The organism is Pedococcus sp. P2_E2 (genome assembly GCF_056403955.1).
Genome location: NZ_JBFUEM010000002.1, coordinates 295,058 through 318,592 on the forward strand (window position 1 = coordinate 295,058; position 23,535 = coordinate 318,592).

Annotated in this window: 24 protein-coding genes and 3 tRNA genes; 22 read left to right on the forward strand and 5 right to left on the reverse strand. The window is 71.2% G+C overall.

What is annotated here, in order from left to right:
• Window positions 1-13 precede the first annotated feature (13 nt).
• The 15 genes from AC1DWR_RS06925 (at window position 14) to AC1DWR_RS06995 (ending at window position 12,456) form a co-directional block, all read left to right on the forward strand.
• Entirely contained in the window at window positions 14-904 is an 891-nt protein-coding gene (locus tag AC1DWR_RS06925; RefSeq protein WP_477624050.1) for an AAA family ATPase, read from the forward strand.
• Entirely contained in the window at window positions 901-2,046 is a 1,146-nt protein-coding gene (locus AC1DWR_RS06930; RefSeq protein WP_477624051.1) for a vWA domain-containing protein, read from the forward strand. Before AC1DWR_RS06925 ends, AC1DWR_RS06930 begins: the two co-directional genes overlap by 4 nt.
• Window positions 2,039-3,256 carry an XdhC family protein gene (locus AC1DWR_RS06935; RefSeq protein WP_477624052.1) on the forward strand — a complete coding sequence of 406 codons (1,218 nt, stop codon included), beginning with the start codon at window positions 2,039-2,041 and terminating at the stop codon, window positions 3,254-3,256. The genes AC1DWR_RS06930 and AC1DWR_RS06935 overlap by 8 nt, the downstream gene beginning before the upstream one ends.
• A 111-nt stretch (window positions 3,257-3,367) precedes the next feature.
• Entirely contained in the window at window positions 3,368-3,865 is a 498-nt protein-coding gene (locus tag AC1DWR_RS06940; protein WP_477624053.1) for a (2Fe-2S)-binding protein, read from the forward strand.
• Window positions 3,862-6,348, forward strand: coding sequence for a xanthine dehydrogenase family protein molybdopterin-binding subunit (locus AC1DWR_RS06945; RefSeq protein ID WP_477624054.1), 2,487 nt, complete (start codon window positions 3,862-3,864; stop codon window positions 6,346-6,348). Before AC1DWR_RS06940 ends, AC1DWR_RS06945 begins: the two co-directional genes overlap by 4 nt.
• Window positions 6,345-7,199 carry an FAD binding domain-containing protein gene (locus tag AC1DWR_RS06950; RefSeq protein WP_477624055.1) on the forward strand — a complete coding sequence of 285 codons (855 nt, stop codon included), beginning with the start codon at window positions 6,345-6,347 and terminating at the stop codon, window positions 7,197-7,199. The genes AC1DWR_RS06945 and AC1DWR_RS06950 overlap by 4 nt, the downstream gene beginning before the upstream one ends.
• 4 nt (window positions 7,200-7,203) lie before the next feature.
• Window positions 7,204-7,914, forward strand: a complete 711-nt coding sequence (locus AC1DWR_RS06955; protein WP_477624056.1) for an SRPBCC family protein — start codon at window positions 7,204-7,206, stop codon at window positions 7,912-7,914.
• A gap of 157 nt (window positions 7,915-8,071) precedes the next feature.
• The gene (aroQ, locus tag AC1DWR_RS06960; RefSeq protein ID WP_477624057.1) at window positions 8,072-8,521 is read left to right on the forward strand and encodes a type II 3-dehydroquinate dehydratase; all 450 of its coding nucleotides are present in this window, start codon (window positions 8,072-8,074) and stop codon (window positions 8,519-8,521) included.
• Window positions 8,522-8,571: 50 nt separating this feature from the next.
• A complete protein-coding gene (locus AC1DWR_RS06965) occupies window positions 8,572-9,771 on the forward strand; it encodes an acyl-CoA dehydrogenase family protein (protein WP_477624058.1) in 1,200 nt (399 codons plus the stop codon).
• 138 nt (window positions 9,772-9,909) lie between these two features.
• Window positions 9,910-9,982: transfer RNA gene (locus tag AC1DWR_RS06970), tRNA-Thr, on the forward strand.
• Between the two features lie 32 nt (window positions 9,983-10,014).
• Window positions 10,015-10,088: transfer RNA gene (locus tag AC1DWR_RS06975), tRNA-Met, on the forward strand.
• Window positions 10,089-10,218: 130 nt separating this feature from the next.
• Window positions 10,219-10,389: a 50S ribosomal protein L33 gene (rpmG, locus tag AC1DWR_RS06980; protein WP_270887403.1), complete on the forward strand. Its 171-nt coding sequence runs from the start codon at window positions 10,219-10,221 to the stop codon at window positions 10,387-10,389.
• Between the two features lie 108 nt (window positions 10,390-10,497).
• Window positions 10,498-10,944 carry an FAS1-like dehydratase domain-containing protein gene (locus AC1DWR_RS06985; protein ID WP_477613554.1) on the forward strand — a complete coding sequence of 149 codons (447 nt, stop codon included), beginning with the start codon at window positions 10,498-10,500 and terminating at the stop codon, window positions 10,942-10,944.
• A 2-nt stretch (window positions 10,945-10,946) separates the two neighbouring features.
• Window positions 10,947-11,369, forward strand: a complete 423-nt coding sequence (locus tag AC1DWR_RS06990; RefSeq protein ID WP_477624059.1) for a MaoC family dehydratase — start codon at window positions 10,947-10,949, stop codon at window positions 11,367-11,369.
• Window positions 11,370-11,379: 10 nt separating this feature from the next.
• The gene (locus tag AC1DWR_RS06995) at window positions 11,380-12,456 is read left to right on the forward strand and encodes a UDP-N-acetylmuramate dehydrogenase (RefSeq protein ID WP_477624060.1); all 1,077 of its coding nucleotides are present in this window, start codon (window positions 11,380-11,382) and stop codon (window positions 12,454-12,456) included.
• Between the two features lie 88 nt (window positions 12,457-12,544).
• Here AC1DWR_RS06995 and AC1DWR_RS07000 read toward each other — a convergent pair whose 3' ends face one another.
• The 5 genes from AC1DWR_RS07000 to AC1DWR_RS07020 all read right to left on the reverse strand — a co-directional run bounded on the left by AC1DWR_RS07000 (window position 12,545) and on the right by AC1DWR_RS07020 (window position 17,881).
• On the reverse strand, window positions 12,545-13,573 hold the full coding sequence (locus tag AC1DWR_RS07000; protein WP_477624061.1) for an adenosine deaminase: 1,029 nt from the start codon (window positions 13,571-13,573) through the stop codon (window positions 12,545-12,547).
• Between the two features lie 19 nt (window positions 13,574-13,592).
• Complete coding sequence (locus tag AC1DWR_RS07005; protein ID WP_477624062.1) at window positions 13,593-14,090, reverse strand: DUF5709 domain-containing protein; 498 nt, start codon at window positions 14,088-14,090, stop codon at window positions 13,593-13,595.
• A 52-nt stretch (window positions 14,091-14,142) separates the two neighbouring features.
• Complete coding sequence (locus AC1DWR_RS07010) at window positions 14,143-15,156, reverse strand: TolB family protein (RefSeq protein ID WP_477624063.1); 1,014 nt, start codon at window positions 15,154-15,156, stop codon at window positions 14,143-14,145.
• Window positions 15,153-16,472, reverse strand: a complete 1,320-nt coding sequence (locus AC1DWR_RS07015; RefSeq protein WP_477624064.1) for an MFS transporter — start codon at window positions 16,470-16,472, stop codon at window positions 15,153-15,155. Before AC1DWR_RS07015 ends, AC1DWR_RS07010 begins: the two co-directional genes overlap by 4 nt.
• A 107-nt stretch (window positions 16,473-16,579) precedes the next feature.
• A complete protein-coding gene (locus AC1DWR_RS07020) occupies window positions 16,580-17,881 on the reverse strand; it encodes an aspartate aminotransferase type Ic (protein WP_477624065.1) in 1,302 nt (433 codons plus the stop codon).
• A 270-nt stretch (window positions 17,882-18,151) separates the two neighbouring features.
• On the opposite strand from AC1DWR_RS07020, the gene AC1DWR_RS07025 reads away from it, so the two are divergent.
• The 7 genes from AC1DWR_RS07025 (at window position 18,152) to rplK (ending at window position 23,468) form a co-directional block, all read left to right on the forward strand.
• Window positions 18,152-18,457 (forward strand): DUF4242 domain-containing protein, encoded by a 306-nt coding sequence (locus tag AC1DWR_RS07025; protein ID WP_477624066.1) that lies wholly within the window; start codon window positions 18,152-18,154, stop codon window positions 18,455-18,457.
• Entirely contained in the window at window positions 18,454-18,594 is a 141-nt protein-coding gene (locus tag AC1DWR_RS07030) for a hypothetical protein (RefSeq protein WP_477624067.1), read from the forward strand. The genes AC1DWR_RS07025 and AC1DWR_RS07030 overlap by 4 nt, the downstream gene beginning before the upstream one ends.
• Before the next feature lie 182 nt (window positions 18,595-18,776).
• Entirely contained in the window at window positions 18,777-21,362 is a 2,586-nt protein-coding gene (locus AC1DWR_RS07035; protein ID WP_477624068.1) for an AAA family ATPase, read from the forward strand.
• Window positions 21,363-21,562: 200 nt separating this feature from the next.
• Window positions 21,563-21,635, forward strand: a tRNA-Trp gene (locus AC1DWR_RS07040).
• A gap of 59 nt (window positions 21,636-21,694) precedes the next feature.
• Entirely contained in the window at window positions 21,695-21,964 is a 270-nt protein-coding gene (secE, locus tag AC1DWR_RS07045; RefSeq protein WP_477613544.1) for a preprotein translocase subunit SecE, read from the forward strand.
• Between the two features lie 59 nt (window positions 21,965-22,023).
• Complete coding sequence (gene nusG, locus AC1DWR_RS07050) at window positions 22,024-22,941, forward strand: transcription termination/antitermination protein NusG (protein WP_477624236.1); 918 nt, start codon at window positions 22,024-22,026, stop codon at window positions 22,939-22,941.
• A gap of 92 nt (window positions 22,942-23,033) precedes the next feature.
• Window positions 23,034-23,468, forward strand: coding sequence for a 50S ribosomal protein L11 (gene rplK, locus AC1DWR_RS07055; RefSeq protein WP_056924021.1), 435 nt, complete (start codon window positions 23,034-23,036; stop codon window positions 23,466-23,468).
• The last annotated feature ends 67 nt before the right edge of the window (window positions 23,469-23,535 follow it).

Sequence of the window (23,535 nt, forward strand, 5' to 3'; positions counted from 1 at the left end):
TGATGCTGTGGACATGGAGCCACGCGAGGCCTTTGAGTCCGCGGGGGAGCTGACGCAGGGGCTTGCCGACACGGGATACCTCGCCGACGACGCCCTCGCCACGGTTGCCTGGCTCGCGCTGCGTCTCCAGCGCCCGCTGCTGCTCGAGGGGGAGCCCGGCACCGGCAAGACCGCGCTCGCCGAGGGCATCGCGGCCGCGCTCGACCTGCCCCTGATCCGGCTGCAGTGCTACGAGGGCATCGACGCGACCCAGGCGTTGTACGACTGGGACTTCCCCCGCCAGATCCTGCACCTTCGAGCCGTCGAGGCCGTGGCGGCCGGGGGGCAGGACCTGGCCGAGGTCGAGGCGCAGCTGTTCGACCAGCGGTTCCTCCTCGCCAGGCCGGTGCTGCGTGCTCTGCGGGAGTCGCCGGTCGTCCTGCTCGTGGACGAGATCGACCGGGCCGACGACGAGTTCGAGGCGTTCCTGCTCGAGGTGCTCTCGACGTGGCAGGTGACCATCCCCGAGCTGGGGACCGTGACGGCCGCGACGCCGCCGATCGTGGTCCTCACCTCCAACCGCACGCGCGAGCTCCACGATGCGCTCAAGCGTCGATGCCTCTACCACTGGATCGACCACCCCAGCCTCGAGCGCGAACTGGAGATCGTGAGAACGCGCGCTCCGGAAGTCTCAGAATCCCTTGCCGCGCAAGTGGTTTCGACTGTCCACCGGTTGCGCGACGAGCAAGACCTGATCAAGCCTCCCGGCGTCGCGGAGACCCTCGACTGGGCTCGCGCGCTTCAGGAGCTGGGTGCGTCCGACCTCGACTTCGACACCGCGTCGGCGAGCCTTGGCGTCGCCGTGAAGTACCGCGAGGACGCCGAGAAGGTCCGCGCGGCGCTCGACCGGATCCTGGCCCGATGACGGCCTCGCCGACGCCGATGGCTGCCCCGTCGCCTGCCGCACCCGCTCACGCCGCGGACGAGATCCTCCTGGGCTTCGCCCGGGCGGTGAGGGCCGCGGGCGTCAACGTCACGGCCGACCGCGAGCGCACCCTCCTCGACGCGGTGGCCGCCGTCGGGTTGGGGGACGAGTCCGGCGCCTACTGGGCCGGGCGCGCCACCCTGTGTGCCTCACCGGCCGACCTCGAGCGCTACGACCAGGTGTATGCCGCGTGGTTCGGCCTCGAGCGTGCCACGCGGCGCGCGCGGCGCGACACGTCCCACACCGTCGCCCACGCCCCCCTCGACGCGGGGCAGGGGCAGGGTGAGGACCCGGAGTCGCCACAGGACCTCGTGCGCGCGTCGGCCAGCGCCCTGGAGGTGCTCCGCCACCGCGACGTGGCCTCCCTCAGCAACGCCGACCGCGCGCGGCTCGCGGCCATGTTCGCGGCCCTGCGGCCACGCGCGCCGCGCCGTCCGGCCCACCGGCACACCCCGTCGCGGAGGGGCGGCGTCGATGCCCGCCGGACGCTGAGGGAACAGCTGAGACGGATGGGGGAGCCGGGCCCGATCGCGTGGCGGCACAAGGGAACCCGCCCTCGCCGGGTGGTCCTGCTCGTGGATGTGTCCGGTTCGATGAGCGCCTACGCCGACGCCCTGCTGCGGCTGGCACACACCTACGCCGCCAGCGGTCTGCCGGTCGAGGTGTTCACCCTCGGAACGCGGCTGACGCACGTCACGCGCCCGCTTCGACAGCGCGACCCAGAGCGGGCGATCGTCGCCTGCGGTGCCTGCGTCCCCGACTGGTCGGGCGGCACCAGGCTGGCCGAGGGGATCGGAGCCTTCCTCGACAGGTGGGGCCGACGAGGGATGGCCCGGGGCGCGGTGGTCGTGCTCTTCAGCGACGGCTGGGAACGCGACGAGCCCGCGGCGCTCGGCGAGCAGATGCGCCGGCTGAGTGCGCTGGCCCACCGGGTCGTGTGGGTCAACCCGCATCGCGGCAAGCCGGGCTACGAGCCCGTCCAGCAGGGCATCGTCGCTGCGCTCCCGCACGTCGACGACTTCGTGGCAGGTCACTCGATGGCGACGTTCGAGGAGCTCGTGGAGGTGGTTGCGCGTGCGTGAGGTGCTCCCCGAGCTGCTCCGCTGGTGGCGGGCCGGTGCCACGGTCGGTGTGGGCACCGTGGTCGCCACGTGGCGCTCGGCGCCCCGCCCGGCGGGAGCCGCCATGCTCGTGGGTCCCGGGGGCGAGGCCGTGGGGTCGGTCAGCGGCGGGTGCGTCGAGGGCGCCGTCTACGAGCTCGCCCAGGGTGTGGTCGCCGACGGGGTGCCGGTCCTGCAGCGCTACGGCGTCAGTGACGACGACGCGTATGCCGTGGGGCTGACCTGTGGAGGGATCCTCGACGTCTTCGTCGAGCAGGTGAGCCGCGAGACCTTCCCCGAGCTGGGAGCGGTGGCCGGGGACATCGAGGCGGGTCGCCCCGTCGCCGTGGCGACGGTCATCGAGCACCCCGACCCGGCGTGGCTCGGGCGCCGGCTGGTCGTCCGTCCGGAGTCCGATGCCCCTGGACCCGCGGCAGTCAACGGCGCCGCCGGGGACACGGGGACGCTGGGGTCGTCGCGAGCCGACGACGCGGTCACCGACGACGCGCGCGGCTTGCTGGCCTCCGGTCGCACCGAGACCCTCACCTACGGCCCGGACGGGGAGCGCCGCGGCGAGGGCATGCGGGTCTTCGTCTCCTCCTTCGCCCCCAGGCCCCGGATGCTGGTCTTCGGAGCCATCGACTTCGCCGCGGCGGTGGCGCACCAGGGCCACTTCCTCGGCTACCAGGTCACGGTCTGTGACGCCCGACCGGTCTTCGCCACGGCGTCGCGGTTCCCGTCCGCCGACGAGGTCGTCGTGGACTGGCCGCACCGCTACCTCGCGGCGGAGCGGGACGCCGGCCGGATCGACGCCCGCACGGTGATCTGCGTGCTGACCCACGACCCGAAGTTCGACGTGCCGGTCCTCGAGCTCGCCCTGCGCCTGCCCGAGGTGGGCTACGTCGGGGCGATGGGATCGCGCCGCACCCACGACGACCGGATGGCCCGCCTGCGGGAGGCCGGCCTCACGGAGGACGAGCTGGCCAGGCTCTCGAGCCCGGTCGGTCTCGACCTCGGGGCGCGCACTCCCGAGGAGACGGCCGTGAGCATCGCGGCGGAGATCATCGCGCTCCAGTGGGGAGGCCGAGGAGATCGGCTGGGCCACCGCGAGGGGCCGATCCACCACCATGCGACGGGGTTGGTGGGGGCATCCACCGGAATGGAGGAGGTCACCGGAAACCACCCGGATTGACCGTTGCCAGCACTTGTCCTGACGACAAGTATCCGAAGTGCGGCGGCGGCCGCGCCCAGCGTTTGTCACAGGTGTTCCGTCAGAGGTGTTTCGTCACAGAGAGGTGAGCGAATGACCCGCATCAGCGTCACGGTCGACGGAGTCGACTACTCGGACGAGGTGGAGCCGCGGACGCTCCTCGTCCACTACCTGAGGGAACAGCTGGGCAAGACCGGCACGGTGGTCGGGTGCGATACCAGCAACTGCGGGGCCTGCACCGTGCACCTCGACGGGCGCAGCGTGAAGTCGTGCAACGTGCTCGCGGTCCAGGCCGACGGCCACGACGTGACCACCATCGAGGGGCTTTCCACGAACGGCGAGCTGCACCCGATGCAGGAGGCGTTCCACCAGTGCCACGCGCTGCAGTGCGGCTACTGCACACCCGGGATGATCATGCAGGCCATCGACGTGCTCAACGAGAACCCGAACGCCACCGAGCAGGAGATCCGGGTCGGGCTCGAGGGCAACCTGTGCCGCTGCACGGGCTACGTCAACATCGTCAAGGCGGTGCAGCAGGCCGCGGGGGCCTCCGCCGCTGGGGGCTCGGGCTCGGACGGAGGCCAGGCATGACCGCCGTCGAGACGCGTCCGGCCGCCGAGATCGGCAGCCGGCGCCTGCGCAAGGAGGACCAGCGCCTCATCACCGGTCGCACCCGCTGGACCGACAACATCGTCCTGCCGGGCATGCTCCACGCCGCCATGGTCCGCAGCCCCCACGCCCACGCCATGATCAGGGGCATCGACACGGCAGCGGCCCGCAAGGCTCCCGGGGTGATGGCGGTCGTCACCGGAGCGGACGTCAAGGACGGTCAGGGCGCCGTGGCCAACGCGTGGCCCATCACCACCGACCAGAAGGCGCCCGCCCACCTGCCGATCGTGGTCGACCACGTCGCCTGTGCCGGCGAGATCGTGGCCGTCGTCGTCGCACGCACCGCGGCCCAGGCCCGCGACGCTGCGGAGCTCGTGGACGTGGACTACGACGAGCTCCCAGCGGTACTCGACGCCAAGGAGGCGGTCGAGGACGCGGTGCTCGCCCACCCGGACCTCGGCACCAACAAGTCGGCACTGTGGCGGCTCGACTCCGCCGACCAGGGCAGTGGCACCTCCGTCGACGACGAGATCGCCAAGGCTCGCGCCGACGGCATCGTCATCGAGCGGGAGATCCGCCAGCAACGACTGATCCCGGCGTTCATGGAGCCCCGGTCGACCGTGGTCGACCCCACGGGTGAACAGATCACGGTGTGGACCTCGACCCAGGTCCCGCACATCCTGCGGTTCCTCATCGCTGCCACGACCGGCATACCGGAGTCGAAGGTGAGGGTCATCGCACCCGACGTCGGCGGCGGGTTCGGCGGCAAGCTGCAGACGACGGCCGAGGAGTTCGCGACGCTGGCCGCCGCCCGCCACGTCGGCAAGCCCGTCAAGTACACCGAGACCCGGTCGGAGTCGCTCGTCTCCGGCCACCACGGCCGCGACCAGTACCAGACGCTCACCCTCGCGGCGACCAAGGACGGCACGGTCACGGCCCTGAAGGTCGACCTCATCGCCAACCTCGGCGCGTACGTCGGTCTGGTCGGAGGCGGTGTCCCCGTGCTCGGCGCGTGGATGTACAACGCCATCTACAAGTTCCGTGCCTACCGGTTCACGGTGCAGACGGTGTTCACCAACACCACCTGGGTGGACGCCTACCGCGGCGCCGGCCGCCCCGAGGCCACCTATGCCATCGAGCGGCTGATGGACGAGCTGGCGGCGGAGGTGGGGGTCGACCCCCTGCAGATCCGCGAGCAGAACTGGATCAAGAGCGACGAGTTCCCGTTCACCTCGGTGGCGGGGATGACGTACGACTCGGGCAACTACGAGGCAGCGACGGCCCGCGCCGTCGAGCTCTTCGACTACGAAGGGCTACGCCGTGAGCAGCGCGAACGCAGGGAGCGCAAGGACCCGGTCCAGCTCGGGATCGGCGTCTCCACCTTCACCGAGATGTGCGGCCTCGCACCCTCGCGCATCCTCGGCGCCCTGAACTACGGCGCCGGCGGGTGGGAGCACGCCTCGATCCGGATGCTGGCGACCGGCAAGGTCGAGGTCATCACCGGCACCTCACCCCACGGCCAGGGCCACGAGACGGCGTGGAGCCAGATCGCGGCGGATCGCCTCGGGGTGCCCTTCGAGGACATCGAGGTGCTGCACGGCGACACCCAGATCGCACCCCGTGGGCTCGACACCTACGGCTCGCGGTCGCTCGTCGTGGGCGGCGAGGCGGTCGTGCGTGCCGCCGACAAGGTCGTCGAGAAGGCCAAGGTCGTCGCCGCCCACCTGTTGGAGGCGAGCGTCGACGACCTGGAGTTCTCCTCGGGCCGGTTCACCGTCCGCGGCACGGACAACGGCATCGGCATCACGGAGGTGGCGACCGCCCAGTTCACGTCGCACAACCTGCCGCCCGGTGTCGAGTCCGGCATCGACGCCGACGCCACCTTCGACCCCGACGACTTCTCGTTCCCCCACGGCACGCACCTGTGCGCCATGGAGGTCGACACCGAGACCGGCCAGGTCACCATGCGCAAGTACGTCAGCGTCGACGACGTCGGGCAGATCATCAACCCGCTCATCGTCGAGGGCCAGGTGCACGGTGGCGTGCTCCAGGGCATCGCGCAAGCGCTGTGGGAGGAGGCCGTCTTCGACGACCAGGGCACGTTGGTCACGGGGTCGTTCGTCGACTACACCCTCCCGACGGCCGCCGACACGATCAGCTTCGTCTCGGAGAACACCACCTCCCCATCGACGACGAACACGCTCGGCACCAAGGGTGTCGGCGAGGCCGGCTGCATCGCGTCCACGCCGGCGGTCGTCAACGCCATCGTCGACGCGCTGCGACCGTTGGGCATCAGCGACATCCAGATGCCGTGCACCCCGGAGCGCGTCTGGAGGGCCATCCAGTCGGCCGGATCCAACCAGTCCGAGGCCACCACGGACCAGGCGCAGCCGCACTTCGACGCGGATGCGCCCAACCAGGACGCCGGCCCGACCGGTGCCTCGACGAACGGAGCAGACCAGTGATCCCCGCATCGTTCGACTACGTGGCACCCACGTCCGTGGCCGACGCCCTGGCGGCCCTCGCCGAGGCCGGCGACGAGGCCAAGGTGCTGGCCGGTGGCCAGAGCCTGCTGCCCATCCTGCGGATGCGCCTCAACGCCCCGGAGAAGGTCATCGACCTCGGCCGGATCGAGGAGCTCAAGGGGGTCACCGAAGACGGTGACCACCTCGTCATCGGTGCCATGACCACGTATGCCGATGTGCTGGCGAGCGATCTCGTCCGTCAGCACGCGGGGCTGCTCACCGACGCCATCGCCGAGGTGGCCGACCCGCAGATCCGCCACCGGGGCACGGTCGGCGGAGCGCTCGTCCACGCCGACCCGGCTGGTGACGTGGGTGCTCCCGCGCTCGCGCTCGACACCGAGTTCGTCATCGCCGGCAGTGGCGGCGAACGCACCGTGGCCGCCGGGGACTTCTTCCAGGACCTGTTCGAGACGGCCGTGGGGGAGGGCGAGCTGCTCACCGCCATCCGGATCCCCAAGCACACCGGGTGGGGCCACCGCTACGAGAAGTTCGTGCGGGTGTCCCACCAGTGGTCCATCGTCGCCGTGGCGGCGACGGTGCGCGTCGACGGCGGCACGATCGCCGAGGCGCGCATCGGATTGACCAACATGGGGTCCACGCCGCTGCGCGCCACGACGGTGGAGCAGGCGTTGGTGGGCAAGGCCGCCACCGACGAGGCAGTGCGGGAGGCGTGCGCCGCGGCTGCCGACGGCACCAACCCGCCGTCCGACCTCAACGGCGACAGCGACTACCGCAAGCACCTCGCGACGGTGCTCACCCGACGGGCCGTCCTGTCGGCCGCGGGAGGCTGAGCCCGTGGAGCTGAGCCACTCCTTCACCGTGCCTGCCACGGTCGACCGGACCTGGGCGACCTTCATGGACCTGCCCCTGGTCGGCGGCTGCTTCCCCGGTGCCACGGTCACGGAGGTGACCGAGGAAGGCTTTGCGGGCACGGTGAAGGTCAAGCTCGGCCCGATCGCGTTGGTCTACTCCGGCACGGGCGCCTTCGTCGAGCGTGACGACGGCGCCCACCGGGCGGTCATCGAGGCCAAGGGCAAGGACAAGCGGGGCAACGGCACGGCGGGTGCCACGGTGACCATCCAGCTCACCGACGTCGGCGACGGCTCGACCCGCGCCGACGTGCAGACCGACCTCGCCGTGACGGGGAAGCCGGCCCAGTTCGGCCGCGGAGTCATGCAGGACGTGTCCGACAAGCTGCTCGGCCAGTTCATCGGCTGCATCGAGGGCAAGATCGGCGAGGTCCCGCCCGTGGGGCAGCCCACTGAGGTCCCGCCCCTCGGGGAGCCCACTGGCGAGCCCGAGCCCGTGCCGGAAGCCCCGGCGGCCCCCGAGCCGCAGGCATCTCACCCCATCGGAACGAAACCTGCACCCGCGAGCACGGACGACGCGCTCGACCTCGGGAGCGCGGTCCTGCCCGTGCTCCTCAGGTCCTACGGCAAGCAGATCGCCGTCGGCGTCGTCGTGGTGGTGGCCGTGATCGTGATCTGGCGGGCGATGAGCGGTTAGGGGTCCGGCCGCCTCCCCGCCAAACGGACGATGACCGGATCAGCCGGTCATGCGGACCTGAGGTGGCCTACCCTGAAAGTGACCGGCCGCATGGCAAGGTGGCCGCACCCGCAGAGCCGCGGTCACACGGCATACCGCACGCACAGGAGCGCCCACGATGAGCCAGCAGACCGTCGTCGTCCTGAACGGACCGAACCTCAACCTGCTCGGCGAGCGCGAGCCCGAGATCTATGGCTCCGACACCCTGGCCGAGATCGAGGCGCTGTGCCGCAAGGCGGCGGGCCTGGCCGGCCTCGACGTCGACTTCCGGCAGAGCAACCACGAGGGTGCCCTGATCGACGCCGTCCACGAGGTCCGCAAGAGCGCGGTCGGCATCGTCATCAACGCCGGCGCCTACACCCACACCTCGATCGCCCTGCGTGACGCGCTCGCCGCGGTGAGCATCCCCGTCTTCGAGGTGCACCTCAGCAACGTGCACAGGCGGGAGGAGTTCCGGCACCACTCCTACCTGTCCGCCGTCTCCGACGGTGTCATCTGCGGCTGCGGCCCCAGCGGCTACGCCTACGCGATCGCCCGGATCTCCGAGCTCATCGACGACCGCCACTGAGTCGCCTGCGCCCATCCACCAGCGCGACCCGGCCTGCCAGACTGGCGCGCATGACCCCGCCGTCTGCGCTCGACCCGATGGACCTCGCCGGCATCGACGACCTGCTCACCGACGAGGAGAAGGCGATCCGCGGCACCGTCCGCGCCTTCCTCGACAAGCGTGTCGAGCCGTTCGTCGCGGACTGGTTCGAACGCGGTGAGATCGACGACGTCCGCGGACTGACCCGAGAGCTCGGCGCCCTCGGGCTGCTCGGCATGCACCTCGAGGGGTACGGCTGCGCCGGGATGAGCGCTGTGGACTACGGCCTGGCCTGCCTCGAGCTCGAAGCCACCGACTCCGGCGTGCGCAGCCTGGTCTCCGTGCAGGGGTCGCTCGCGATGTTCGCGATCCACCGCTGGGGCACGGAGGAGCACAAGCAGGAGTGGCTGCCACGGATGGCGGCCGGTGAGGCGATCGGCTGCTTCGGCCTGACCGAGCCCGACCACGGCTCCGACCCCGCCTCGATGCGCACCCGCGCCCGTCGGGACGGCGACGACTGGGTCCTGGACGGCTCGAAGCTGTGGATCACCAACGGCTCGATCGCCGACGTCGCCGTGGTCTGGGCCCAGGTCGACGAGTCCGGGGACGGCAACAGCGTCATCCGGGGCTTCGTGGTGCCCACCGACACCCCCGGGTTCTCGGCCCCCGAGATCAAGCACAAGCTGTCGCTGCGCGCCTCGGTGACCAGCGAGCTCGTCCTCGACGGGGTCCGGCTTCCCGCCGACGCGGTGTTCCCCGACGTGACCGGCCTCAAGGGGCCACTGGCCTGCCTGTCGGAGGCGCGCTACGGCATCGTCTGGGGCTCCCTCGGCGCCGCTCGGTCGAGCCTCGACACCGCCCGCCGCTACTCGATGGAGCGGCACCAGTTCGGTCGCCCGCTGGCCGGCTTCCAGCTGACCCAGCAGAAGCTCGCCGACATGGCCCTGGAGCTCGTCAAGGGCCAGCTGCTCGCCCTGCACCTGGGACGTCGCAAGGACGCCGGGACGCTTCGCCCCGAGCAGGTCAGCCTCGGCAAGCTCAACAACATCCGGGAAGCCCTCGACATCTGCCGCACCTCCCGAACCATCTTGGGCGCCAACGGAATCAGCCTCGAGTTCCCGATCATCCGGCACATGAACAACCTCGAGTCGGTCCTCACCTACGAGGGCACCGTGGAGATGCACACCCTCGTCATCGGACAGGCGATGACCGGCCAGCAGGCCTTCCGCTAGACCCCGGTGGACCGGTGTCAGGAAAGCCGTCGCGCGGGGCCGGCCACGCGGCATACCCTCGATTTTCGGTGGAGGCTCAAGACCGTGTAGTCTCACCGTCGCACTTCCGCGCGGCTCTCACGAGCCCCGGGTGGGCAGGCCCCCTTAGCTCAGTCGGTAGAGCGTTTCCATGGTAAGGAAAAGGTCGTCGGTTCGATTCCGACAGGGGGCTCTGGGAACGGCGTCGTGAGGCGCACACCCCATGGCGGGGTAGCTCAGCTGGTTAGAGCGCACGACTCATAATCGTGAGGTCGCGGGATCGAGCCCCGCTCCCGCTACAACCGCGATTTCAGGATTACCCCTGGATTCGCGTATTCTGATGCGTCGTCGCGCCTTCATCGGTGCGCTCCTCATCATTCTGTTTGAACCAAGACAGACCACCAGTCAGTTCCGAGAGCAGGTTGCCCCGTGGCTAGCAAGAGCACCGATGTCCGCCCCAAGATCACCTTGGCGTGCGTGGATTGCAAGGAGCGCAACTACATCACCAAGAAGAACCGTCGGAACAACCCCGACCGCCTGGAGATGAAGAAGTTCTGCCCCCGCGACGGCAAGCACACGGTCCACCGCGAGACCCGCTGACCTGACGCGCCTCGACGGCCGCCCCGGACTTCGGTCCCCGGGCGGCTTTGTCGTGTCCCCGGTGGCGGCCTGGTCGCGTCGTCGTCGGGCACCAATAGAGTGGTCGCCATGGCCGTCAACGCAGACTTCGCAGGGCGCAGCTACCCGCCCAGTGGCCCGTATGCCGTGGACGCGGCGACCATCGCGGCGTTCGCCTCGGCGGTGGGTTCGACCGATCCCGTGCACACCTCGAGCGAGGCAGCCCGGGCCGCCGGCTACCGCGACGTGATCGCGCCGCCCACCTTTGCCGTCACCCTCGCGCAGCAGTGCGACGCGGTGTTCGTCCAGGATCCCGAGGCGGGCATCGACTACACCCGGGTGGTGCACGGCGAGCAGCGCTTCGTCCACCACCGACCCATCACGGCGGGCGACTCCGTGCTCGGCATCCTGACGGTCGACTCGGTGCGCGAGGCCGGTGGCCACGCGATGGTCACCACGCGCACGGAGCTGGCGACGCGGGACGGTGAGGCGCTGTGCACCTCCACGTCCACCATCGTCATCCGGGGAGGGGAGTGATCGTGGGCGCACGGACCCTGGCCGAGGCGACCGTCGGCGACACCATCGGACCGCTGAGGCTCACCGTCGCGCGCGAGACCCTCGTGGCCTACGCCGACGCCTCGGGCGACCAGAACCCCATCCACCAGGACGAGGCCTTCGCCAAGTCCGTCGGTCTGCCCGACGTCATCGCCCACGGCATGTGGACGATGGGAGCCGTCGGCTCGGTCGTCGAGGAGTGGGCCGGCGACGGAGGCCGGGTCGTCGAGTTCGGCACCCGCTTCACCAAGCCGGTCGTCGTCCCTCAGGCCGGTGGCGAGGTCGAGGTCACCGGGGTCGTCAAAGCAGTGGACGAGGACACCCGGCGTGCCACCGTCGAGCTCACCGCGACGAGCGAGGGCGCCAAGGTGCTCGGCCGGTGCATCGCCGTCGTCCAGCTCGACTGACCGGCCCTCGATGCACGACGAGCACGACGTCACCCTGGCGTCCCTGACGACCATGCGGGTCGGCGGTCCCGCTGCCCGCCTCGTCACCGCCCAGACCATCGACGAGGTCGTCGACGCCGTCCGCGAGGTCGACGACGCCGACGAGCCGCTGCTGGTCATCGGCGGCGGTTCGAACCTCGTCGTCGCCGACGCCGGCTTCGCCGGCAGTGTGGTGCGACTGGCCACCGACGGCGTCACCGTCGAGTCCGCCGACCTGTGCGGCGGGGTGATGGTGCGCGTGGCTGCCGGTGTGGTGTGGGACGACTTCGTCGAGCGAGCCGTGGCCGAGGGCTGGTCCGGCGTGGAGGCGCTGTCCGGGATCCCCGGGTCGAGCGGCGCCACCCCGGTCCAGAACGTCGGCGCCTACGGCCAGGAGGTCGCCCAGACCATCGCCTCGGTCAGGGTCTACGACCGCGCCCAGCAGCAGGTCCGCACCCTGGCGGCCGCGGACTGCGCCTTCACCTATCGCCACTCCGCCTTCAAGGCCACGACGCGCTTCGTCGTGCTCGACGTGCTCTTCCAGCTCGTCCCCAGCGAGCTCAGCCAGCCGATCGGGTATGCCGACCTGGCCCGTCAGCTCGGTGTGTCACCGGGGGAGCGGGTGCCGCTGGCGGACGCGCGCGAGGCAGTCCTGGCGCAGCGGCGGCTGCGGGGCATGGTCCTGGACGCCGACGACCACGACACCTGGTCCTGCGGGTCGTTCTTCACCAACCCGGTCTTGTCGGCCCAGCGGTTCGCAGCCCTGGAGACCCGGGCAGCGTCCCGGCTCGGACCAGAGGCGTCGGCGCCCCCTCGCTTCTCGGACCCGGACGGCAACGTCAAGACCTCGGCGGCCTGGCTGATCGACAAGGCCGGCTTCAGCAAGGGCTTCGCACTGCCCGGCAGCGGGGCCGCCCTGTCGACCAAGCACACCCTGGCCATCACCAACCGTGGTGAGGCCACGGCATACGACGTCGCGGCCCTGGCGCGGCACCTCCAGCAGGGCGTCCACGACGCGTTCGGGGTCACCCTGGTCAACGAGCCGGTGTTCGTGGGCCACGAGCTGTAGTGAGTTTGCAGGATCCGCCGCGTCCTGACCCGGAGGATCCTGCAAACTCGCAGCAGTCAGGCAGTCAGGCAGTCAGGCAGTCAGGCAGTCAGGCAGTCGGGGCCGCGAGCCAGGCGTCGATGTCGTCCAGCGCCGCCTTCTGCACCGCTGTCGGCGCGCTCGACGCGGTCACCGAGCCCCGGGCCAGCTCGGCCAGCTCGTCATCGGTGAAGCCGAGGGCGGTGCGCGCCAGCTCGTACTGGTCGGCCAGTCGTGAGTCGAACAGCAGCGGGTCGTCGGCGCCCAACGCCACGGGTATGCCGTGCTCCACGATCGTGCGGAGCGGCACCTGCGCGGGGCTGTCGTAGACCCCCAACGCGATGTTGCTGCGCGGGCAGACCTCCAGGGCGACCCCGGACTCCGCGACGAGGTCGAGCACCCGCGGGTCCTCCACGCTGCGGACGCCGTGGCCGATCCGGTCGGGGTGGATGGCCTCGAGTGTCGCCTCGACCGCCGCCGGGCCGAGGAGCTCCCCAGCGTGCGGCACCAGGGCCAGTCCGGCGCGCCGGGCGATCTCGAAGGCCGGCGCGAAGTCGGACGTCTGACCGCGCCGCTCGTCGTTGCTGAGTCCGAAACCCACGACGGTGCCCGCCCCCTCGCCGGCGTGGTGCGCCGCGAGGCGGGCCAGCGTCCTGGCGTCGAGCGGGTGGCGGATCCGACTCGCTGCCACCACGACCGCCACCTGCGTGGACTCCTCGCAGGAGGCGGCCGCCGCCTCGTCGAGGACGATCTCGAGGGCGGGGGTGATGCCCCCGACGAAGGGCGCGTACGACGTCGGGTCGACCTGGATCTCGAGCCACCGCGAGCCCTCGGCAGCATCGTCCTGCGCTGCCTCACGCACGATCCGGCGCAGGTCGGACTCGTCGCGCACACACGCGCGAGCAGCGTCGTACAGGCGCTGGAACCGGAACCAGCCGCGCTCGTCCCGTCCGCTCAACTGCGGCGGGTACCCGGTCGTCAGGGCCTCGGGGAGGTGGAGGGCGTGCTTCTGCGCGAGGTCACGCACCGTCTCCACGCGCATCGAACCGGTGAAGTGCAGGTGCAGGTGCGCCTTCGGGAGGGCGGTCACCGGGCGCATGCGGAGCAGTCTGGCAGGGCTAGTCCTCCACGATGTGCATGGCTGCCTCTTCCGGGCTCTGCAGATCGCCACTGGGGCTCGACTCGTCGCCGACGAGCTCGCTCTCCTCGTCCGGACGGTCCCCCTCGTCGGGATCGGTCAGCTGTCCGACGCTCGCGTCCCCCACGGCGTCGTCGCTGAGGTAGTCGTCCTCCGCCGCGATGGAGTCGGGGTCCGCGCCACCCACGCGGGCTTCGGCGTCGAGGCCGCCCTCGTCGTCCGGGGCGCCGTAGGCGGAGTCCGGGTCCGGCACCTCCTGCCGGATGCGCTGCTCGATGCTCTCCTCCTGGCCCTGCTCGGAGGCCGTCGTGCCCCACTCGGTCGCGCGCGGCTGGAGGTCGGGCGGTGAGGACGGTTCGTTGTCGCCCTCGCTGGAGTCGAGCAGCTGGTCCTGACCGCTGCCGGCGTCCACGCCGTCGTCCAGGCTGACACTGCCCAGGTCGTCCTCGAAGCTTTCCGTGCCCGGCTGATCGCTCATGTCCCCACCCTGCGACAGCGCGGCCGGCACCGCAAGGCGGTGGGTGGGGGCCTCAGCGGACGACGGCCGGTGACCACGCCTTCGCGATCAGCAGCCGCGGCGCCCCGGTGCCGTCGGCGGGCACCACCCAGACGTTGGTCTCGGCGGCGTGGGTGCCCTCACCCGGCAACCCGTAGAGGATCTGGTGGTCGTCCAGCCACTCGACCTGGTCGTCGACGCTGTGCTGCTCGGTCAGCGCGACCTCCGTGCCCGTCGCGATGTCCATCACCGCCAGGCGCCAGTCACCGGGACCGCGGGTGCCGAGCTTCTTGTAGGCAACCTTGGTCCCGTCCGGGGACAGGGAGGGGCACTCTGCGTCCGAGCGGAGGGTCTGGACGGTCCTGGTCGAGAGCCGACCCGAGGCGAGCCAGGTCGTCTTCCCGAACTTCACCGTGACGTAGAAGGCGTCGTCGTCGCTCGCGAACGTCACGCCCCAGTAGTTGCGGTCGGACGGGGCGATGGCCTTGCCCCGGTGGACCAGCCGGAAGTTCTCGAGGTCGTAGCTGCGGTCGGTGCCGATCTGGGAGACGACCGTGCGGGTGGAGAAGCTGGCAGAGGCGTAGGAGTCGCCCGACACGAAGCTCGTCGTCGCGGCCAGCGACGCGTCGTCGGACAACCGAGCCCGACTGGGTATGCCGGTGAGCGGCAGGTCCTGCACCGGCCCCTCGGCGTCGACGAAGGTCTTGGCCGTGTAGGTCGTGACGATGCCGGCGTCGGAGGCCAGGCAGAGGGTGCGAGTGCGGGCGACGAAGACCCGGTCGCAGGAGGTCGCCGTCACGGCGCGGGGACCTGAGGGATCGGTGAGCGGAACCATCGCCACGCGACCGTAGACCGGGCCGATCGCGGTGTTGCGGAACACGATGCGTGGGCTGCTGGCCACCTGGGCCAACGACACCGTGCTCTGTGGTGTGGCGCTGCGAACAGCCTCCTGCTGCGTGGCCCGCGACAGCACGAGGTAGGCGGTCGTCCCGCCGACCAGGAGCACACCGACGGCGACCAGGGCGACCACGCGCTGTCGCAGGCTCATGCCGCCACCAGCTCCTGCGCGGTCCGGTCGACGCCGCGGAGCAACCACCACGCGACGGCCACCGCCACGACCAAGGCTGCCGCCACGGCATACACGGCGGTCGAACGACCCAGCCCCGTCCAGAGGGCACCGAAGACCAGGGAGGACGCGAACCGGGCCAGCGCCACGACGGTCTGGGCCGTCGCGATGCCGCTGGCTCGCATCGGCGCGGGCACGAGCGTGGAGGTCAGCGCGGCCAGCACGCCGTCCGTGCACGCGTAGAACCCGCCGAGCAGGAGCAGGCAGGCGACGGTCAGCCCCAGCCCCCCGGTCGGCAGGGCTGCGCACAGGTAGGCGCCGACGAGCAGGAGGTGGCCGCCGACGAGCACCTTGGCCCGACCGAGCCGGTCGGACAGGCGGCCGAAGGGAACGGCCAGCGACAGGTAGGCGAGGTTGGTGCCCACGAACAGGAGGGGGAACCACGTGCCGGCGAAGTCGTCCCGCTGCTGCAACGAGAGGTAGAGGAAGCCGTCGCTGATCGTGAGCACCCCCAGCACCGCGGACGCCGCCACGACGCGACCGAACCGAGGGTCGGCCAGGCTGCGCCAGGACGGTGCGACGGGCGGGGCGGCAGCCCGTCGCGCGGCCCGTCGGGGTCGCACGTCGGGAACCATCAGGCCCAGGAGCGCCAGCCCGAACAACGCCGCGGCCAGCGAGGCGATGAAGACCGCGCGGTAGTCGCCGGGCACCAGCCAGAGGATCGAGAACGCCATCAGCGGTCCGATCGCCGCCCCGGTCGTGTCCAGCGCCCGGTGCACGCCGAACGCGCGGCCCAACGACTGCTCAGGGGTCGACGCGGCGATGATCGCGTCTCGCGGTGCGGTGCGAAGACCCTTGCCGAGCCGGTCCACCGTGATCACGGCGGTGACGGCGGCCAGCCCCTGCGCCGGGATGAGCAGGGCCTTGGTGACGGCCGAGAGCCCGTAGCCCAGGAAGGCGATCCACTTGGGCCGGTCCGCCCGGTCCGACAGCCATCCACCGAGGATCCGGACCAGCGCGCTGACCCCTTGGTAGAGCCCGTCGACGAAGCCGTACGCCAGTGGCGACAGGCCGAGGACGGCGGTCAGGTAGAGCGGCAGCACCGCCGACAGCGACTCCGACGAGATGTCGGTGAGCAGGCTGACGAAGCCGAGCAGGATGACGGTCGACCCCACTCGGCGCCCTGTCGTCGACTTGCTGTTGGACGGGCTCGTGGGCCCGCTCGTGGGCCCGCTCTCGGGCGCGGCAGCGGGGCGTTCGGTGCCGGCCGCGTCCCGCGGCCGGTCGCTGAGATACACGCGCGCCCCCTCGGCGCCGGAGTCGGCCCGGCCAGTTCCGCCAATTCTAGGTATGCCGTGCGGGCACCGCCGGAGCTTTTGCGTGATTCACAGGGGGCGCCCAGCCATCACCCCTCGCCGCGCACCTTCTCCACGGAGGCGAGCAGGACACAGGTGGCCACGGCCTCCATGGCTTCGCTGACCTGCTCCAGCGGGGGGAAGGTCGGGGCGAGGCGGATGTTGCGGTCGCGGGGGTCGGTCCCGTGGGGGAACGAGGCACCGGCCGGCGTGAGGGCGATCCCGGCCTCCTTGGCCAGCTGCACCACTCGGGAGGCGGTGCCGTCGAGCACGTCGAGGCTGACGAAGTAGCCCCCGGTCGGCCGGGTCCAGGTCGCGACCCCCAGGCCGCCGAGCCGCTCGGTCAGGATCCGCTCGACCTCGGCGAACTTCGGGGCGATGACCTCGCGGTGCTTGGCCATGTGGTCGCGGACGCCCTGCGGTGAGCCGAAGAACTGCGCGTGCCGCAGCTGGTTGACCTTGTCGGGGCCGATCGCGCCCTTGCCCAGGTGGCCGGTGTACCACTTCACGGTCTCGACCGACCCGGCCAGGAACGCGACACCGGCGCCGGCCAGGGTGATCTTGGAGGTCGAGGCGAACATGATCGGCCGGTGCGGGTGTCCGGCTGCGGCAGCCAGGGTGAGGATGTCGGCGCTCTTGGCCTCGTCCTCGGTGAGGTGGTGGAACGCGTAGGCGTTGTCCCAGAAGATCTTGAAGTCGGGTGCGGCCGTCTCCATCGCGGCCAGCCGGGCGGCGATCTCCTGGGTGACGACCGACCCTGTCGGGTTGGCGTAGGTCGGCACCAGCCACATGCCCTTGATGCTCGGGTCGCTCGCCGCCAACGTCGCCACGGCTTCGACGTCGGGCCCGTCCTCGTGCATGGGCACGGTCACCATGTCGATGCCGAACCACTCGAGCAGGGTGAAGTGCCGGTCGTAGCCGGGTACCGGGCAGATGAAGGTGACCTTCTCCTCCTGGCTCCAGGGGCGCTCGCTGTCGACGGCCCCGTGCAGCCACAGGTCGACCAGCACGTCGCGCATCATCACCAGGCTGGAGTTGCCGCCGGCCACGACCTGCTCGGGCTCCACCCACAGCAGCTCGGCGAACATCTCGCGCAGCTCCTTGATCCCCTCGAGCCCGCCGTAGTTGCGGGTGTCGACGCCGCTCGCGTCCTTGACGCCCTTGGGCAGGTTGAGCAGGTCGTCGGCCAGGTCGAGCTGGGCCGCGGCGGGCTTGCCACGCGTGAGGTCCAGTGACAGGCCGCGCGCCTTCAGCGCGGCATACGCCTCCTGCTGTTCGGCGGCGAAGGCCTCGAGCTCCTGCGGTGAACGCTCGGCGAGGGGGGTGGTGGCGGTGGCGGTCTGCTCGGTCACGCCTCCCATGCTCCCAGAGCCCCGGTATGCCGCGAAGGCACCGTCCGCAGCCCGGTCACCGCGGGCGCGGCGGGGTGCCGCACCCGGGTCGAGGCGCCCTGCGGGTCGGAGCGCCACGCGGGTCGGGGCGCCGGGCGGGTCGGGAACGTGGGCAGGTGAGCGGAGGACAGATGGGCAGTGGGTACCGATGCCCGGGAGGCACTCCCGACCGGACTCTTGGAGGGCGGCGGCACGAGGCCGTTGCACCTCACGAGAAGAAGGAACAGTCCAATGAAGCGTTTTCTGATCGAGCGCCAGGTCCCGGGTGCAAGTGAGCTCACGCACGAGCAGCTCGCCGAGATCTCCCGGACATCCAACGCGGCCGTGGAGTCGCTGGGAGTGCCCTACACCTGGGTGACCAGCTACGTCGCGGGCGACAAGATCTACTGCGTCCACGAGGCCGAGGACGCCGAGACCATCCGCGAGCACGCCCGCCGGGGCGGGTTTCCGTGCGAGGTGGTCGCCGAGGTCGTGGCCGAGTTCGGGTCGCACACCGCGGCCGAGCTCGAACGCGAACGAGCGGGGGCGACGGCATGATCGACGCGCAGATGCATGTCTTCCTCAACGACGTGGCCGACGCAGGCCGGAGGGGGGCGATGCGGCCGGTCGGACCGCGCAGCGCCCGCCGGATCGTCCTCGACGTCCGTCGCCGGCGCCGGGCCGAATCCCGGTGACCCACCTCGCCGTCGTCGGTCGCACTGACCGTCGCGGCACCGCCACCGGGGACGGAACGGCCACCCAGCCCGTCCGTCCCCGGTCGGCGTCTCCCGGCGCCAGCAGCAGGCCCACCACCCCGAGTCGCCCGGCCGGCTCGGAGGGCTTTCGGGACGCAACCGGCGGCTCGTACCCTGTCGGGGTGGAGCTCGTGGAGCGGGAGCCGCAGCTGGAGCATCTGCGTGCTGCCCTGGAGCGCAGCCGCACCCAAGGGTGCGTGGTCGCCGTGGCCGGGGAGGCTGGCGCCGGCAAGTCCGCCCTCGTCAGGGTGGCGACAACAGGACAACGGTGGACCCGGGTCGCGCGGGGGCTCTGCGATCCCCTGGAGACCCCGCGACCGCTCGGGCCGCTGCGTGACGTGCTGGCCGACCTCGGGGTCGAGGTAGGGGCGGACCCGGGATCACCGGTGCCGCTGGCCGAACGGCTGCTCGGCGCGGTGGCGGGTGAGCCGACCACCCTCGTCATCGAGGACGCCCAGTGGGTGGACGAGGCCTCGGTCGAGGTGCTGCGCTTCGTGGCCCGACGCGTGGAGACCTTGCCCCTCGTCGTCCTCCTCACCTACCGCGACGCCGAGGTCGGACCCGACCATGCCCTCCGTCCGCTGCTCGGTGACATCGCCCGGCTGGACGCCGGCAGCACCATCACGTTGAAGGGTCTGTCGATCGGCGCCATCCGCGCGGTCCTCGAGGGCACGGGGATCGACCCGCCGTCGGTGCTCGCGCTGACCGGCGGCAACCCCTTCTTCGTCACCGAGATCGCCCGGCACCCGGGGGAGGAGCTGCCCACGTCGGTCCGCGACGCCGTGCTCGCCAGCACGAGCGCGGTCGGCGGCGCCGACCTGGAGGTGCTCCAGGTGATCGCCACGGCCCCTGACTCCCTCGACGACCGCGTGCTGCCCAAGCTGGCCATCGACATGCCCCAGCTGCGCAGGCTCGAGGCCACCGGTCTCCTGGAACGGTCACGTCGCGGCGTCGGATACCGCCACGAGCTGGCACGCCGGGCCGTCGAGGACTCCATCGCGCCCGGGGTGGCCGCCCGGCTGCACGCTCGGGTGCTCGATGCACTGGAGGGCGTGGGCGCCGATGCGGCCGTCCTGGCCCACCACGCCCATGCGGCAGGTGACCCCGAGCGGACGCGCGCCTACGCCGACCGGGCAGCCGCTGAGGCTGCGCAGGCCGGGTCGCACCGCGAGGCCGTCTCGTTCCTGGAGCTGGCTCGTGCAGCCCCCGGAGGCGACCAGGCCCAGCGGGCCGCGCTGCTGGAGCGGCTCAGCTTCCAGCAGTACATGGTGAGCCGGCTGTCCGAAGCCGTCTCCTCGATCACCGAGGCCGCCCGCCTGTGGGCGGAGGCCCGCGACGACGACGGAGTCGCGGCAGCGCACAGCAGGCGCGCCCTCATCGAGTACTACTCGGCCCGGAGGTCCGCGGCCGAGCACCACGTCGAGCTGGCCCTGGGACACCGCGACGCCCCGGCATACGGGGCAGCGCTGTCCCTGGAGATGCTGCTGGCGTTCCGTCGCAACGACGCCGACGCCACCGCGGAGGGCAGGGCGGTCACCCGCTCGCTGGCGCAGGAGCGGTCGGATGACGAGCTCTTGGTGCGATCGGAGATCCTCGGCACCGCCGGCGACCTCCTGATGGGCGACGACCTCGCCGCGCGGGACCGGCTGCTCACGCTGGTCCATGACGCGGCCGCGCGGCTCTTCGACGAGACGGCCTCGACCGGGTGGTCCCAGCTGGTCGCCATCGACGTGGAGCAGCGACGGTTCCGCGACGCCGAGAGGCTGCTGGAGCAGTCCATCCCCTTCACCGTCGACCGTGACATCCCGATCTGCGAGCAGTGGCAGACCGGCGTGCGGTCGCGACTGCAGTTCGAGCGCGGTCGGTGGGAGGCCGGCCTCGAGGACGCGCGGACTGTGCTCGACGGCGGGGCGCCGATCGCCAGCCTGTGGCCGCACCTGGTGGCGGGCCTGGTGGCCCTGCGTCGCGGCGAGGCCGCGCGGGAGGGCGAGGACCACCTGGGGCAGGCGCGCATCCTCGCCGAGCAGATGCACGAGCCCCTGGCGCTGCTGGCTGTCATGGCGGCCGAGGCCGAGCGGGCCTGGCTGCTGGACACGCACGGACCGGCGCCGGTCGACGCCGACGCCGTGGTGCACGAGGCCGGCGCCCTGCTGCGTGAGGTGGGCAGGCTGCCCGGGGTGCAGTGGTCCACCGGGCGCCTCGCCGTGTGGCTGCACCGGCTGGACCCCGACGCCGTCGGCGACGCACTGGCCGGAGCCGTGGTCGCGGAGCCGAGTGCGTTGGAGCTGGACGGGAGGTACGAGGAGGCGGCGGAGCAGTGGCGGGCCCTGGGAGCGCCCTACGAGTCCGCGCTGGCGCGGATCGGGTCGACCGACGAGCAGGTGGCGGTCGGTGCCCTCACCGACCTCGAGACGATGGGTGCGTGGGCAGCCGCCGACCGGGCCCGTGGTGTGCTGCGCGAGCGCGGCCTGTCCAGGGTGCCCGCCCGTCGCCGCGCGACCACCGTCGCCAACCCGTCCGGGCTGACCTCCCGCCAGCTCGACGTCGCCCGACTGGTGGCGCTGGGGCTCACGAATGCCGAGCTCGCGGACAAGCTGTACATCTCCCCGCGCACTGCCGACCACCACGTCTCCGCCGTGCTCACGAAGCTGGGGCTGGGGACACGGCGCGACGTCGTGCGGCGAGCCTCGGAGCTGGGCCTGGTCTAGAGGTGCCGCCACCGCGTCGGCGGCGGCGCGCCGCGGGTGGGTGGCAGGAGTCGCGCTCGCGGGCCTCACCGGCGAGTTCGCGTTCGGCAGCGGGCCTCACGTATGCTTTCTCCTCGGTTGACATTGGCCATGCTTCTGGCATGCCCGCGAACGGGTCAGGTCAGCCTCCCGGAACCCACCGCCCCCGCGGAGAGTTCCGTAGGGCAGTGGCTCAATTGGTAGAGCTCCGGTCTCCAAAACCGGCGGTTGGGGGTTCGAGTCCCTCCTGCCCTGCGTAGCAGGACCTGTGACCGGACCCGGTCACGGCATACATGAGTGAAAGCAGAGGCATCGTGACGGACGTGAGCGCGGACACCCGCGGCTCTGGTCGCACCGGCCGCAAGAGTGACAAGGGCGGCAACCCGATTTCGCGGTTCTTCCGCTCGATGTCCCTCTTCGTCAGCCAGATCCTCGACGAGCTCCGCAAGGTCGTCCGGCCGACGCGGTCCGAACTGGTCAACTACACGATCGTCGTGATCGTGTTCGTGACGTTCGTGATGGCGTTGGTCGCGTCCGTGGACTTCGGCTTCACCAAGCTCGTGCTGTGGGTCTTCGGCGGCTGACCGCCGTCCTGCCACAGACACCCCGGGGTCACCCGGCGAATACCAGAAGGAAGTAGGTCATCAGCGTGTCCGACCAGTGGACCACCGAGAACGCCGAGCCCGAGACCGATGAGGTCGCGGCTGACGGTGCTGCCGCAGAGGACGCCGACCCCCAGTCCGACCTGGAGGTCGAGCGCGACGAGACCGACGCCGCCGACAGCGAGGCCCACCAGCCGCAGGTGTCGAGCCTGACGTTCTCCGGGGACGCAGCCTCCGACGACGCAGCCTCCAACGACGCGGCCTCCGACGACGACGCGCCGGCCGACGCCACCGAGGGCGACTCGGCTGACGACTCCGACGCCCTGACCGAGGACGTCGACGCCCCGCCGGCCGACCCCGTGCAGGAGTTCAAGGACGCCCTCGCCGCCAAGTTCGGCGACTGGTACGTCGTGCACTCCTACGCCGGCTACGAGAACCGCGTGAAGGCCAACCTCGAGAACCGCACGACCTCCCTCAACATGGAGGACTTCATCTTCGAGGCCGAGGTGCCCATGGAAGAGGTCACCGAGATCAAGAACGGCCAGAAGAAGCTCGTGCGCCGCGTCCGGATGCCCGGATACGTGCTCGTCCGCATGGACCTCACCGACGAGTCGTGGGGCGCCGTGCGCCACACGCCCGGCGTCACCGGCTTCGTCGGCAACGCCCACCAGCCGGTGCCGCTGAGCCTCGACGAGGTCTTCACCATGCTCGCTCCGGCCGACCTGGAGAGCCCGGCGACTGCCGGCGCCGCCGGGGGTGGCGCGGGCAAGGCCAAGGAAGCCGCGGTCGTCGACTTCGAGGTCGGCGAGTCCGTCACCGTCATGGAGGGGCCGTTCGAGACCCTTCCCGCGACGATCTCCGAGATCAACCCCGACACCCAGAAGCTCAAGGTGCTCGTCTCCATCTTCGGCCGGGAGACCCCGGTCGAGCTGTCGTTCAACCAGGTCGCCAAGATCTGAGCGCACGACAGCACCTGTTCCCGGCACCCCGGGAGCATGCAACCGGGTCATCGCCCACGGCGTAGGCCCACCACAACAGAAGGAACACAGCAATGCCTCCCAAGAGCAAGAAGATCTCCGGCTTCATCAAGCTGCAGATCCAGGCCGGCGCGGCCACGCCCGCCCCGCCCGTCGGCCCGGCCCTCGGCCAGCACGGCGTCAACATCATGGAGTTCGTCAAGGCGTACAACGCTGCGACCGAGTCCCAGCGCGGCAACGTCATCCCCGTGGAGATCACGGTCTACGAAGACCGTTCCTTCACCTTCATCACCAAGACGCCGCCGGCCGCCGAGCTGATCAAGAAGGCCGCGGGTGTGCCCAAGGGTTCCGGCGAGCCGCACAAGACCAAGGTCGCCAAGCTGTCGGCCGACCAGGTCCGCGCCATCGCCGAGCAGAAGATGGAAGACCTGAACGCCAACGACATCGACCAGGCGATGAAGATCATCGCCGGCACCGCCCGCAGCATGGGCATCGACACCACCCTCTAAGGGAAACAACCCCGGTATGCCGCCCACGCGGCATACCGGGGCACGTGGCAGGACCGCGCTGGTCCGT

Coding starts and splice junctions, on each gene's coding strand:
- AC1DWR_RS06995 (WP_477624060.1), top strand. CDS start 11,380: ATGCACGACGAGCACGACGTCACCCTGGCGTCCCTGACGACCATGCGG.
- AC1DWR_RS06985 (WP_477613554.1), top strand. CDS start 10,498: ATGGCCGTCAACGCAGACTTCGCAGGGCGCAGCTACCCGCCCAGTGGC.
- AC1DWR_RS07000 (WP_477624061.1), bottom strand. CDS start 13,573: ATGCGCCCGGTGACCGCCCTCCCGAAGGCGCACCTGCACCTGCACTTC.
- AC1DWR_RS06945 (WP_477624054.1), top strand. CDS start 3,862: ATGACCGCCGTCGAGACGCGTCCGGCCGCCGAGATCGGCAGCCGGCGC.
- rplK (WP_056924021.1), top strand. CDS start 23,034: ATGCCTCCCAAGAGCAAGAAGATCTCCGGCTTCATCAAGCTGCAGATC.
- AC1DWR_RS06930 (WP_477624051.1), top strand. CDS start 901: ATGACGGCCTCGCCGACGCCGATGGCTGCCCCGTCGCCTGCCGCACCC.
- AC1DWR_RS07025 (WP_477624066.1), top strand. CDS start 18,152: ATGAAGCGTTTTCTGATCGAGCGCCAGGTCCCGGGTGCAAGTGAGCTC.
- AC1DWR_RS07030 (WP_477624067.1), top strand. CDS start 18,454: ATGATCGACGCGCAGATGCATGTCTTCCTCAACGACGTGGCCGACGCA.
- aroQ (WP_477624057.1), top strand. CDS start 8,072: ATGAGCCAGCAGACCGTCGTCGTCCTGAACGGACCGAACCTCAACCTG.
- AC1DWR_RS07010 (WP_477624063.1), bottom strand. CDS start 15,156: ATGAGCCTGCGACAGCGCGTGGTCGCCCTGGTCGCCGTCGGTGTGCTC.
- AC1DWR_RS06925 (WP_477624050.1), top strand. CDS start 14: ATGGAGCCACGCGAGGCCTTTGAGTCCGCGGGGGAGCTGACGCAGGGG.
- AC1DWR_RS07005 (WP_477624062.1), bottom strand. CDS start 14,090: ATGAGCGATCAGCCGGGCACGGAAAGCTTCGAGGACGACCTGGGCAGT.
- AC1DWR_RS06965 (WP_477624058.1), top strand. CDS start 8,572: ATGACCCCGCCGTCTGCGCTCGACCCGATGGACCTCGCCGGCATCGAC.
- AC1DWR_RS06940 (WP_477624053.1), top strand. CDS start 3,368: ATGACCCGCATCAGCGTCACGGTCGACGGAGTCGACTACTCGGACGAG.